At 64.7% G+C, this 12824-nt stretch carries 8 protein-coding genes; 2 read left to right on the top strand and 6 right to left on the bottom strand.

Annotated features, from left to right (window positions below; genetic code table 11):
- Positions 1-6: 6 nt before the first annotated feature.
- The 5 genes from P5703_RS00610 to glnE form a co-directional block, all read right to left on the bottom strand.
- Positions 7-1128: a glycosyltransferase family 4 protein gene (locus P5703_RS00610; protein WP_014597894.1), complete on the bottom strand. Its 1122-nt coding sequence runs from the start codon at positions 1126-1128 to the stop codon at positions 7-9.
- Positions 1128-2129 carry a lipopolysaccharide heptosyltransferase I gene (waaC, locus tag P5703_RS00605; protein ID WP_019405445.1) on the bottom strand — a complete coding sequence of 334 codons (1002 nt, stop codon included), beginning with the start codon at positions 2127-2129 and terminating at the stop codon, positions 1128-1130. The genes P5703_RS00610 and waaC overlap by 1 nt, the downstream gene beginning before the upstream one ends.
- Positions 2130-3164, bottom strand: coding sequence for a lipopolysaccharide heptosyltransferase II (gene waaF, locus P5703_RS00600; RefSeq protein WP_285585212.1), 1035 nt, complete (start codon positions 3162-3164; stop codon positions 2130-2132).
- Positions 3165-3281: 117 nt separating this feature from the next.
- Positions 3282-4205 carry a branched-chain-amino-acid transaminase gene (ilvE, locus tag P5703_RS00595; RefSeq protein ID WP_011914858.1) on the bottom strand — a complete coding sequence of 308 codons (924 nt, stop codon included), beginning with the start codon at positions 4203-4205 and terminating at the stop codon, positions 3282-3284.
- Positions 4206-4254: 49 nt separating this feature from the next.
- Positions 4255-7200: a bifunctional [glutamate--ammonia ligase]-adenylyl-L-tyrosine phosphorylase/[glutamate--ammonia-ligase] adenylyltransferase gene (gene glnE, locus P5703_RS00590; RefSeq protein WP_285585207.1), complete on the bottom strand. Its 2946-nt coding sequence runs from the start codon at positions 7198-7200 to the stop codon at positions 4255-4257.
- 271 nt (positions 7201-7471) lie between these two features.
- On the opposite strand from glnE, the gene aceE reads away from it, so the two are divergent.
- Both aceE and aceF read left to right on the top strand, forming a co-directional pair.
- Positions 7472-10117 (top strand): pyruvate dehydrogenase (acetyl-transferring), homodimeric type, encoded by a 2646-nt coding sequence (gene aceE / locus P5703_RS00585; RefSeq protein ID WP_017245452.1) that lies wholly within the window; start codon positions 7472-7474, stop codon positions 10115-10117.
- Positions 10118-10141: 24 nt separating this feature from the next.
- Complete coding sequence (gene aceF, locus P5703_RS00580) at positions 10142-12148, top strand: dihydrolipoyllysine-residue acetyltransferase (protein WP_125882048.1); 2007 nt, start codon at positions 10142-10144, stop codon at positions 12146-12148.
- 119 nt (positions 12149-12267) lie between these two features.
- On the opposite strand, the gene P5703_RS00575 is transcribed toward aceF, so the two are convergent.
- Positions 12268-12756 (bottom strand): hypothetical protein, encoded by a 489-nt coding sequence (locus tag P5703_RS00575; RefSeq protein ID WP_013984230.1) that lies wholly within the window; start codon positions 12754-12756, stop codon positions 12268-12270.
- Between the last annotated feature and the right edge of the window lie 68 nt (positions 12757-12824).

Genomic DNA, 12824 nt, shown 5'->3' with positions numbered 1-12824 from the left:
CGACGTTCATGCGCTTTCCCCGAGAATCACGTCGGCGGCCTTCTGCGGCATCGAGTAGAGATCGGCCGTCTCGGCAAAGGCCAGCGCGTTGCGACTCCAGGCCGAGCGCTGCGCGTCATCGGCGAGCATCTGCGCCAGCATCTGGTCGAGCACCTGCTGCTCGAAGGGGCTCGGTACCACGCGACCGCAATCGGCGTCGGCAATGTAGTGGGCATAGCCGCACACATCGCTGACCAGCACCGGCAGCCCGGCGACCAGCGCCTCGAGCAACACGGTGCCGGTATTTTCGTTATAGGCCGGATGGATCAGCAGATCGGCGCCGAGCAGAAAGCGCGGGATGTCGCTGCGCCCCTTGAGAAACTCGACCATGCCGGAAACGCCCAGCGCCTTGGCCTGCAGCTTGAACGGCTTGGGATCGTCCTGGCCGATCACCAGCAGCCGGGTGCGCTGGCTCAGTTCGCGCGGCAGCGCAGACAGGGCCTTGAGGCTGCGGTCGACCCCCTTGGTCTTGAAGCCGGAACCGATCTGCACCAGCAGCAGCTCGTCGGGCCGCACTTCGAACTCCTCGCGGAACTCGGCGCGGATCTGCGCGGCATTGGCCGGCGCGCGGCGATCCTGGGCAATGCCCGGCGGCAACAGATGAAAACGTTCGGCGGGCGTGCCGTAGTGCTTGACGAACAGCGGCTGCTGCACCTCGGAGATCATCAGGATTTCGGTCTTCGCCTCCGGCGCGAACACTGCGCGCTCGTACTCGGCGAAGTGCTTGTAGCGGCCCCAGCGCCGATAGATCGGGTTGCGCAGCGTCTGCGCCTTGTCCTCGAAGCAAGGGTCGGCGGCGTAGTACACGTCCAGCCCCGGCATCTTGTTGAAGCCGATCACCCGGTCCACCGGCCGCTTGGCCAGATCGGCCTCGACCCAGGCGGTGAAGCGCTCGTTGCGGGTGTGGTTGAACAACGCCTTGACCGGCGCGATCAGCACTTCGAAGCCGTCCGGCACCTCGCCTTCCCAGATCATCGCGTAGACGCGAATGCTGTGCCCGCGACGCTGGCATTCCAGGGCGATACGCATGAAATCGCGCTGCAGACCACCGAATGGAAAGTACTTGTAGAGAATGAAGGCCAGTTGCATCAGACGGACTCCGGGGCCCGCAGCAGGGCTTTCAGTTCGGTGACGACGCGCTCGGGGAGCAGGTCGTCGAAACAGGGCTTGTGCCGGTCACCGCGACCAGCGTTCGGTCCGCTGGCACACAGGTGCACCTGGGAGCGGCCATAGGCACCGACCCGCCCGGGCAAGGTCGGACCATAGAGAGAAATACTCGGCACATCCAGCGCCGCAGCCAGGTGGCCGAGGCCGGTATCCACCGCGACGCAGGCGCGCGCGCCGGCGATAACCCGGGCGACACCGGCAAGATTGAGCTTCGGCAGCACCGCGGCGTTGGCTATGCCGCTGACGATGCGTTCGGCACGCGCCTTCTCCTCGGCATTGCCCCACGGCAGGCGGATCGCCCAGCCGAAATCGCTCATGCGCTCGGTCAGTTCGCGCCAGTAGGCTTCCGGCCAGTGCTTGCTCGGCCAGGTGGTGCCGTGCAGAAACAGCAGGTAGGGCTGGTCGCTAGGCGCCGCCATCTGCTCGCGATCGAGCCCGTAGTCGGCGACATCCTGCGGCAGCGGATACGCGAGCGCCTGGGCGAACAGCTGACGCACCCGCTCCAGCGCATGCTGGTCACGCGGCACTGCGTAGCATCGGTCATAGAAGCGTGCGGCAATGGGCTCACGCGCAGACTTCTGGTCCAGTCCGGCGACCGGAGCCTTGACGTAGCGGGTCAGCCAGGCGCTTTTCAGCAAGCCCTGGGCATCGATCACCAGATCGTAACGGCCTTCTCGCAGGCGTGCCTTGAAGCGCTGCCATTCACCCTTGCGCAGGGTCTGCAGCGGGTGCTTGCGCCAGCGACGGATCGCTACCGGGATCACCTGTGCCACCGCCGGATGCCAGGCCGGGATCTCGGCGAAGCCCTCCTCCACCACCCAGTCGAACTGGATGCCGGGCAGCGCCCGCTGCGCATCGGTCAGGGCCGGCAGGGTATGCACGACATCGCCCAGCGACGAGGTCTTGACCAGCAGGACCTTCAATCAGCGTACCTCGACCGACTGCGGGACCAGACGATCCAGCGCCTCGATCACCGCGCGCGGCTTCAGCTCGCGCATGCAATTGTTGTGGCCGAAGCGGCAGGTGCGCTCGAAACAGGGACTGCAGTCGAGCCCCAGGCGCACCACTTCGACCTGCTCGGAAAGCGGCGGGGTGAAGGCTGGCGAGGTGGAACCATAGACCGCCGCCAACGGCCGGCCGAGCGCTGCGGAGACATGCATCAGACCGGAGTCGTTGGACACCACGGCATCGGCACAGGACAGCAGATCGATCGCCTCGGCCAGGCTGGTCTCCCCGGCCAGGTTCACCGCCTCTTCGCGCAACCCCGGAATCAACCGCTCGAGGATCTGCTCACCGACCGGGTGATCGTTCTTCGAGCCGAACAGCCAGACCTGCCAGCCCTCGCGAATCCTCGTCTCGGCGACGCTGGCGAAATGTTCCGCCGGCCAGCGCTTGGACTCGCCGAACTCGGCGCCGGGACACAGCGCCAGCACCGGCCGGTCCAGGCTCAGGCCGAAACGCGCCAGGGCCGCATCGCGCGTCTGGGCATCGATGCGCAGCGACGGATTCGGATAAGGCCTGGGCAGCTCGGCGCCCGGCTCGAAGGCCAGCGCCATGAAACGCTCGATCATCAGCGGGTAGCGCTGCTTGTCGAGCTTGCGCATGTCATTGAGCAGGCCGAAACGCATCTCGCCGCGCCAGCCGGTGCGCTTGGGAATGCCGGCGAAGAACGGCACCAGCGCCGATTTCAGCGAGTTGGGCAGCAGGATCGCCTGCTCGTACTGGCCGCGCAGGCTCTGCGCGACCTTGCGCCGTGTCGCCATGTCGAGCACGCCGTGGCCGAGCGGAAAACTCAGGGCCTGACGCACCTCGGGCATGCGTTCGAGGATCGGCCGGCTCCATTCGGGCGCCAGCACGTCGATCTGGCAGCCGGGATGGCGCTGTTTCAGGCAGACGAACAGCGTCTGCGCCATCACCATGTCGCCGACCCAGCTGGGTCCGATGATCAATATGTTCATAAGCACGACATCGGTAGGTTGGGTTGAGCGCAGCGAAGCCCAACGGAGGCGACGCAGCGGCATCGGGTATCGCTCGTTGGGCTTCGACGCTGCGCGTCTCAACCCAACCTACTACGGTTATTTGACCAAGGTCCGCCATTCGGCGTGGGTGTCGGTCTTGCCGCTGACCAGGTCGAAATAGGCCTTCTGCAGCCTCTCGGTGATCGGCCCGCGGCGGCCGATGCCGATGGCGCGGCCGTCCACTTCGCGGATCGGCGTGACTTCGGCGGCGGTGCCGGTGAAGAAGGCCTCGTCGGCGATGTAGACCTCGTCGCGGGTGATGCGCTTCTCGACCACCTTCAGGCCCAGCTCGCCGGCCAGGGTCAGCACCGTGCCGCGGGTGATGCCGTTCAGGCAGGCGGTGACTTCCGGGGTGTAGATCACGCCGTCCTTGATGATGAAGATGTTCTCGCCCGAGCCTTCGGCGACGTAGCCTTCCGGGTCCAGCATCAGCGCTTCGTCGGCGCCGCCGGAGATGGCTTCCTGCAGGGCCAGCATCGAGTTGATGTAGGCACCGTTGGACTTGGCGCGGGTCATGGTGATGTTGACGTGGTGGCGAGTGAAGGAGCTGGTGCGCACCTTGATGCCCAGTTCCAGTGCCTCGTCGCCCATGTAGGCGCCCCAGTGCCAGGCGGCGACGATCACGTGCACCTTCAGGCCGGCGGCGCGCAGGCCCATGCCTTCGCTTCCGTAGAACACCATGGGGCGGATGTAGGCGCTTTCCAGCTCGTTCTCGCGCACCGCGGCACGAGTCGCCTCGTTGATCTCGTCCTTCGAGTACGGGATCTGCATGTTCATGATATGAGCGGAATCGAACAGGCGGTCGGTGTGCGCCTGCAGGCGGAAGATCGCCGTGCCGGCCGGGGTGTTGTAGGCGCGCACGCCTTCGAACACACCCATCCCGTAATGCAGGGTGTGGGTCAGCACATGGGTGGTCGCATCGCGCCACTGCACCAGTTCGCCGTCATACCAGATCACACCATCACGATCGGCCATCGACATCGTTTGCCAGCTCCTCAGAATTCGATATTGCTCGTAGCCCGACGCGGGCTCAGCTGAGCCCCAGCTCGCGCCAGATCCGCATGACTGCGCGACGCTCGTCGTGGAATTGATCCCCACTCACCACTCCGGGCTGCTTCTGCAGTGATTGCCGGTGGGCCGCGGCACGGTACGCCTTGTAGGCGTCCTGCAGCAGCCGGACCTCATCGCCGGTCATCAACCCGGCCTGCTCCAGCCCATCGAGAATGCGGATGTTATCGGTATAGCGCAGCAGTTCGGGATGCTGGTGCGACCACGCCAAAGCGGCGTATTGCACCATAAATTCGATATCCACGATACCACCGGCGTCCTGCTTGAGATTGAACTCGACGGCGGCCTCGAAGGCATGCGCGGCGGTGCCGGCCAGGGTCGCGCGGGTGCCGAGGTTGTCGCGCATCTTCGCGCGCATCTCGCTGACTTCGCGGCGCAGCACCTGCAGGTCGCGTTCGCGGCCCAGCACGCTGGCCCGTACCCGCTCGAAATCCGCCGCCAGGCGCGGGCAGCCGACCAGCACCCGGGCGCGCACCAGCGCCTGGTGCTCCCAGGTCCAGGCTTCCTGGCCCTGATAGCGCTCGAAGGCGCCGAGCGAGCTAACCAGCAGGCCGGCCGCGCCGGACGGTCGCAGGCGCATATCCACTTCGTAGAGCTGGCCCGAGGTGGTCTGGGTGGTCAGCAGGTGGATGATGCGCTGGCCCAGGCGAGTGAAGAACTGCGCCGTGTCGATGGGCTTGGCGCCGTTGGTTTCGCCAGCCGGATCGCCGTCGTGGATGAACACCAGGTCCAGGTCCGAGCCATGCCCCAGCTCGATGCCGCCGACCTTGCCGTAGCCGACGATGACGAAGGCCGGATCGCACAGCGAGCCGTCGCTGCGCTGCGGCTGGCCGTGACGCGCCACGCTATGGCGCCAGGCCAGGGTGAAGACTTCCTGCAGGATCGCCTCGGCGAGCCAGGTCAGATAATCGCTGACCTTCATCAGCGGCAGTGTGCCGGTGATCTCCGAGGCGGCCACGCGCAGGCGGTGCGCCAGCTTGAAATGGCGCAGCGCTTCCATCTGCTGTTCCAGATCGTCCTCGGGTATGCGCATCAGCCGCTCGCGCAACTCGGCGGCCAGTTCCGGCGCCTGCGGCGGACTGTACAGGCGGCCGGCATTGAGCAGTTCGTCGAGCAGCAGCGGGAAACGCGCGATCTGCTCGGCGATCCACGGGCTGGCGGCACAGAGTTCCAGCAGCCGCTGCAGGGCGCCGGGATTTTCGCTCAGCAGCACCAGATAGGCCGAGCGCCGGGCGACCGCCTCGATCAGCGGCAGCACGCGTTCGAGCACCAGGTCCGGATCGTCCTGCTCGACGATCTGCGCCAGCAGGCGCGGAATGAACGCGTCCAGCCGCTCGCGGCCGAGGCGCTGCATGGTGCGTACCTGGCTGGCGTTGCGCAGCGCGGCCAGGCGCTGGCAGGCGCCCTGGCCGTCGCGAAAGCCCGCCTCGGCCAGCTGCCGGCAGGCGAATTCCTCGTCCCAGTCCTGCTCCCACAGCGGCAGCCATTCGCCGCCCGCCAGGGTCTCGCCCTCGACGTTCTCGTCCTCGTCCGGGTCGGCGATGACCTGGCGGAAATGCCAGTCGATCCGCCCGCGCCAGTGCAGCAGTCGCTCGTGAAACGCCGGCCAGCCGTCGAAGCCGAGCATGAAGGCGACCCGCGCGCAATCCACCTCGCTCTCCGGCAGCATCTGCGTCTGCCGGTCGGCGATGGCCTGCAGCGCGTGCTCGGTGTAGCGCAGGAACTCGTAGCCCTCGCGCAGTTCCGCGACCGCGGCGGGCGGCAGATAACCCTGCCCTTCCAGCGTCGCCAGCACGCCGAGCAGCGGCCGCTGCTGCAGGCTGAGGTCGCGCCCGCCGTGGATCAGCTGGAACGCCTGGGCGATGAACTCGACCTCGCGGATGCCGCCGGCGCCGAGCTTGATATTGGCGGCCATGCCCTTGCGCCGGACTTCCTGCTGGATCAGCTGCTTCATGCTGCGCAGCGCCTCGATGGCGGAGAAATCCAGGTAACGCCGATAGACGAAGGGCCGCAGCATCTGCAGCAATTCCTTGCCGGCCTGCTGGTCGCCGCCGATGACCCGCGCCTTGATCATCGCGTAGCGTTCCCAGTCGCGGCCCTGGTCCTGGTAGTACTGCTCCAGCGCATTGAAGCTGTAGACCAGCGGGCCGGACGAGCCATACGGCCGCAGGCGCATGTCCACGCGGAACACGAAGCCGTCGACGGTGATCGCATCCAGCGCCTTGATCAGCCGCTGGCCGAGCCGGACGAAGAACTCCTGATTGTCCAGCGAGCGCTTGGCCCCGACGGTTTCGCCGCCTTCCGGATAGCCGAAGATCAGGTCGATGTCCGAGGACAGGTTCAGCTCGTGGGCGCCCAGCTTGCCCATGCCGAGGATGACCATGTGCTGCGCGGCGCCGCTGCGCCGTCCGGTGGGCACGCCGAACTGCTCGCAATGGCGAGAGTAGAGCCAGTGATAGGCCAGGTCGACGCAGGCATCGGCGAGATCGGAAAGGTCGCGGCAGGTCTCGGCCAGGTCGGCCTGGCGGGTCAGGTCGCGCCAGATGATGCGCACCTGCTGGCGATTGCGAAAGCGTCGCAAGGTCAGCGCCAGTGCCTCCTCGCCGTCGCACGCGGCGATCAGGCCGGCCAGCGCCGTGCGCATTTCGCCGGTTTGCAGCGGCCGCTCCAGCCAGCCCTGCTCGCCCAACTGCAGCAACATCGGCGAATCTCGGCTAACCTGTTCGCTGACGAAATCGCTGGCCGCGCAAACCCGGGCGAACGCCTCGCGATGGCCCTCCAGCCAGGCGCGGCAACGCGCCGCGTCGGCGTCCGGCAGGCTGCCGGCGGCAGCGAGGAACGACTCTTCGGCACGACTGACAAAAGGCAGGAGCGAGGGAGGCAATGCAACCAGCGTTGGCAGACTCATTGAAGGTTTCCTTTCACGGCAGCGAATACAGTGACACCGCGCGATTCAGAGCCCCGCCCGTGCCGTTTGAAACGCACGACGACGCCGCTGACCTGTAGTTTTACTACTAAAGAGTATTTCGGGGGGCTGATCCCGACGTCGTTTTGTAGTAAAACTACAGACGTCCGGTCCTACCTCCGGCACTCATCCAAGAACATTTCACGCGCCGCCCACAAAGCCGGCAGCGAAGCAGGCGACCGATTCTGGAAGCCTTTGCGCCATGGAGCAAGCCATGCAAGATCTCGATCCCGTCGAAACCCAGGAATGGCTGGACGCCCTCGAGTCCGTCCTCGACCGCGAGGGTGAAGACCGCGCTCACTACCTGATGACCCGGATGGGCGAACTGGCCACACGTAGCGGTACTCCGCTGCCCTACGGCATCACCACGCCGTACCGCAACACCATCCCCGTCACCCGTGAAGCCAAGATGCCCGGCGACCTGTTCATGGAGCGTCGAATCCGCTCCCTGGTCCGCTGGAATGCTCTGGCCATGGTGATGCGTGCGAATCTGAAGGATCCGGACCTGGGCGGCCACATCTCCACCTTTGCCTCCAGCGCGACGCTCTACGACATCGGCTTCAACTACTTCTTCCAGGCGCCGACCGAAGAGCATGGCGGCGACCTGATCTACTACCAGGGCCACGCCTCCCCCGGCATTTACGCCCGTGCCTTCCTGGAAGGCCGCCTGACCGAAGAGCAGATGCTCAACTTCCGCCAGGAAGTCGATGGCAAGGGTCTGTCGAGCTACCCGCACCCGCACCTGATGCCAGACTTCTGGCAGTTCCCGACCGTGTCCATGGGCCTCGGCCCGATCACTGCGATCTACCAGGCACGTTTCATGAAGTACCTGGAAAACCGCGGCTTCATTCCGAAAGGCAAGCAGCGCGTCTGGTGCTTCATCGGTGACGGCGAATGCGACGAGCCGGAAACCCTCGGCGCCATTTCCCTGGCCGGCCGTGAGAATCTCGACAACCTGGTGTTCGTCATCAACTGCAACCTGCAGCGTCTGGACGGCCCGGTGCGCGGCAACAGTAAGATCATTCAGGAACTGGAAGGCGTGTTCAAAGGCGCCAACTGGAACGTCAACAAGGTGGTCTGGGGTCGCCTGTGGGATCCGCTGTTCGCCGCCGACGAAGACGGCCGCATGCAGCGGCGCATGGACGAGGCGATCGACGGGGAATACCAGAACTACAAGGCCAAAGACGGCGCCTATGTGCGCAAACACTTCTTTGGTGCTGACCCCGAGCTGCTCAAGCGTGTCGAGAGCATGTCCGACGAGGAAGTCTGGAAGCTCAACCGCGGCGGCCACGATCCGTACAAGGTCTATGCGGCCTATCACCAGGCGGTCAACCACAAAGGCCAGCCAACGGTCATTCTCGCCAAGACCATCAAGGGCTACGGCACCGGTGCCGGTGAGGCGAAGAACATCGCCCACAACACCAAGAAAGTCGATATCGACAGCCTGAAGAAATTCCGCGATCGCTTCGACATCCCGGTCAACGACTCGCAACTCGAGGAGCTGCCGTTCTATCGCCCGGCCGAAGACAGCGCGGAAATGAAGTACCTGCGCAAGTGCCGCGACAAGCTGGGCGGGCATCTGCCGCAGCGCCGGCCGAAGAGCTTCAGCATCCCGACACCGCCGCTGGAGACCCTCAAGGCAGTCCTCGACGGCTCCGGTGACCGCGAGATTTCCACCACCATGGCCTTCGGCCGCATCCTCTCGCAGCTGGTCAAGGACAAGGATCTCGGCAAGCGTATCGTGCCGATTCTCGCCGACGAGGCGCGCACTTTCGGCATGGAAGGCATGTTCCGCCAGCTGGGTATCTACTCACCGGTGGGGCAGCTGTACGAGCCGGTCGACCGCGACCAGGTGATGTACTACCGCGAAGAGAAAGACGGCCAGATCCTCCAGGAAGGTCTGAACGAAGCCGGTGCGTTCTCCTCGTTCATCGCCGCAGGTACCGCCTACAGCAACTACAACCAGCCGATGCTGCCGGTCTACATCTTCTACTCGATGTTCGGCTTCCAGCGGATCGGCGACCTGGCCTGGGCGGCCGGCGATGCCCAGACCCGCGGCTTCCTGCTGGGCGGCACTTCCGGGCGCACCACGCTCAACGGTGAAGGCCTGCAGCACGAGGACGGCCACAGCCACATCCTCGCCAGCACCATCCCCAACTGCCGCAGCTATGACCCTACCTACGGCTACGAGCTGGCGGTCATCATGCACCACGGCATGCACGAGATGATGGAGCAGCAGAAGAGCGTCTACTACTACATCACCGTGATGAACGAGAACTACCAGCAGCCGGCCATGCCGCAGGGTGTCGAGGACGGCATCATCAAGGGCATGTACCTGCTCGAAGAAGCCAAGGGCGACTTCAAGCACCGTGTGCAGCTGCTGGGTTCGGGCACGATCCTGCGCGAAGTCCGCGCCGCGGTGGACATCCTCGCCAAGATGGGCGTGGGCGCCGACGTCTGGAGCGTGACCAGCTTCAACGAACTGCGCCGTGACGGTCTGGCGGTGGATCGCTGGAATCGTTTGCACCCGACCGAGGAGCCGCGCAAGAGCTACGTCCAGCAGTGCCTGGAAGGTCGCGAAGGCCCGGTCATCGCCTCGACCGACTACATGAAGCTGTTCGCCGACCAGATCCGTCAGTGGGTGCCGTCGCGCGAATATCAGGTGCTCGGCACTGACGGCTTCGGCCGCAGCGACTCGCGCGCCAAGCTGCGTGATTTCTTCGAGGTCGACCGTCGTTGGGTGACTGTGGCCGCACTGCAAGCACTCGCCGATCGCGGCGCCATCGAACGCACCGTGGTGGCCAACGCCATCACCGAGTTCGGTATCGACCCCGAGAAGCGCAATCCGCTGGATTGCTGATGCGTGCGCACAGGAGAACCTATTGTGAGTGAAACCATACGCGTACCCGACATCGGCAGTGGTGAGGGTGAAGTAATCGAATTGTTCGTCAAGGTCGGCGACCGTATCGAAGCCGACCAGAGCATCCTGACGCTCGAGTCCGACAAGGCCAGCATGGAAATTCCAGCGCCCAAGGCGGGCGTGGTGAAGAGCCTGAAGGTCAAGCTCGGCGATCGTCTGAAAGAAGGCGACGAGCTGCTGGAGCTGGAAAGCGAAGAAGGCCAGGACAGTGCGGCTCCGGCACAGGCTGCAGCCGAACCTGCTGGCGCAGCGACCGGCGGCCCGACAGATGAAGCCGAAGCGCCGACGCCTCCGGGCGACGACGACGCTTCGGCCTCGGCCGGCGAAGGCGAGACACAGGAGATCAAGGTTCCTGATATCGGCTCCTCGGGCAAAGCCAGCGTAATCGAAATTGCGGTCAAAGCCGGCGATACCATTGCCGCCGAACAAGCGTTGATCACGCTCGAGTCGGACAAGGCCAGCATGGAGATTCCGTCTCCGGCCGCCGGCGTGATCGAGAGCATTTCGGTCAAGGTGGGCGACGAAGTCGGCACCGGCGATCTGATCCTGATTCTCAAAGGCGCAGCGTCCAGCAAGCCAGCAGCAGGCAAGGCGCCAGCGAGCCAGGCCGCAAGCGCTCCGAAGCAAAAGCTGAGCGAGCCGGCAGCTGAAGAGCCTGCCGAAGCCGCCGGCGAATCCGTGGAAGAAGTGCGTATCCCGGACATCGGTTCCAGCGGCAGCGCCAATGTCATCGAAGTGATGGTCAAGGCCGGGGACAGCGTCGAGGCGGATCAGTCGCTGATTACCCTTGAGTCCGACAAGGCCAGCATGGAAATTCCTGCGCCCAAGGCGGGCGTGGTGGAATCGCTGTCGATCAAGGTCGGTGACGAGGCCAAGACCGGCGATCTGATCCTGACCCTAAAGGTCCAAGGCACCGCACCGGCGAAGAAACCCGCTCCCAAGACGGAAGAGGCTGCGCCGCAGCAGCAGGCCGTCGCACCAAACAAGCAAGGCGTTCCCGAGGCGAAGGCTGCCGCGACGCCGGCTCCGGCGGTCAGCGGCCCGAGCAAGGCTGGCACCAAGGTGCATGCGGGGCCGGCGGTACGCATGCTTGCACGCGAGTTTGGCGTAGAACTGACTGATGTTCCGGCCACTGGCCCGAAGGGACGCATCCTCAAGGAAGACGTCCAGGCCTACGTCAAGAACATGCTGCACAAGGTGAAGCAGGCTCCTGCCGAAGGTACTACCGGCGGGGCGGGCATTCCGCCGATCCCGACGATCGACTTCAGCAAGTTCGGTGAAGTCGAAGAAGTGCCGATGACCCGCCTGATGCAGGTAGGTGCCGCCAACCTGCATCGCAGCTGGCTGAACGTACCGCACGTGACCCAGTTCGAGTCGGCCGACATTACCGAGCTGGAAGCTTTCCGCGTTGCGCAGAAGGCGATCGCCGAGAAGGCTGGGGTCAAGCTCACCGTGCTGCCGCTATTGCTCAAGGCGTGCGCGCACCTGCTAAAGGAACTGCCGGACTTCAACAGTTCGCTGGCCCCGAGCGGCAAGGCGCTAATCCGCAAGAAGTATGTGCACGTAGGGTTCGCCGTCGACACGCCGGATGGCCTGATGGTCCCGGTGATTCGCAACGTCGACCAGAAGAGTCTGCTGCAACTGGCCGGCGAGGCTGCGGAGCTGGCTGAGAAGGCCCGCACCAAGAAGCTTTCTCCGGATGCGATGCAGGGCGCCTGCTTCACGATCTCCAGCCTCGGCCACATCGGCGGCACCGGCTTCACGCCGATCGTCAATGCGCCGGAAGTGGCGATCCTAGGCGTCTCCAAGGCGGCCATGCAGCCGGTGTGGGATGGCAAGGCCTTCCAGCCCCGCCTGATGCTGCCGCTGTCGCTCTCCTACGACCACCGGGTGATCAACGGTGCCGCGGCGGCGCGCTTCACCAAGCGCCTGTCGGAGCTGCTGGCCGATATCCGCACCATGCTGCTGTAACGGCGCGCGAAAAAACGCCGCGTTCTCACAGAGAGACCGCGGCGTTTTTTATTGAGCGGGAAGAAGGTGAAGGCTTGGTCGCGGCAGACGAACCCTAGTGTCCGCCGTCAGGCGTTGCTTCAGCCTTTCTGCAGATTGCGGATCAGGAAGGACAACGCCTTGGCCAGCTCTTCTGCTCCTTTGGGGTCGCGCACGATGACCACCAGCGGGAGACCGTCGACGGGGCTGTTGATCGAACAGCTCGGACCTTGGGGAGGACACTGATATTGCAGGTACGGATCGAGGCCAAAGACCGACAGGCTGCGATTGCGCACGGCAACGCCGCCGCCGCTGCCACGCACTTCCTCGCGAATGCGCAGCTCGCCGGGGGCGGATACGCTCAGCTCGTAGAGGAAGTCCTGCGGATTGCTCTGCCCGACCTGATAACCGGCGCGTAATGCATAGGTATCGAGCATTCCGTTACTATGCGCCAGCAGCGCTTCACGATCGCTGTTGGTCAGGTAAAGTTTCTTTAATTCAGTGAGATAGCGCGCCGACTCGTCGGAGCCGAATTCGACGGTTTCACTCGCCATCAGCGGTGTTCCGATCACGCAGAAAACCGAGACCATCACTAACTTCGCAAGCCGACTTGTCAGTCCCTGTCGCATGATGCACCCTTGCCTGAATTAATATTATT

It is taken from the genome of Stutzerimonas sp. FeSN7, from assembly GCF_030263795.1.
Classification (GTDB): domain Bacteria; phylum Pseudomonadota; class Gammaproteobacteria; order Pseudomonadales; family Pseudomonadaceae; genus Stutzerimonas; species Stutzerimonas stutzeri.
Note: the sequence above shows the minus strand (reverse complement) of the source record. Positions and strands in the feature narration are given on the sequence as shown.

Coding starts and splice junctions, on each gene's coding strand:
- P5703_RS00610 (WP_014597894.1), bottom strand. CDS start 1,128: ATGCAACTGGCCTTCATTCTCTACAAGTACTTTCCATTCGGTGGTCTG.
- waaF (WP_285585212.1), bottom strand. CDS start 3,164: ATGAACATATTGATCATCGGACCCAGCTGGGTCGGCGACATGGTGATG.
- ilvE (WP_011914858.1), bottom strand. CDS start 4,205: ATGTCGATGGCCGATCGTGATGGTGTGATCTGGTATGACGGCGAACTG.
- glnE (WP_285585207.1), bottom strand. CDS start 7,200: ATGAGTCTGCCAACGCTGGTTGCATTGCCTCCCTCGCTCCTGCCTTTT.
- aceE (WP_017245452.1), top strand. CDS start 7,472: ATGCAAGATCTCGATCCCGTCGAAACCCAGGAATGGCTGGACGCCCTC.
- P5703_RS00575 (WP_013984230.1), bottom strand. CDS start 12,756: ATGGTCTCGGTTTTCTGCGTGATCGGAACACCGCTGATGGCGAGTGAA.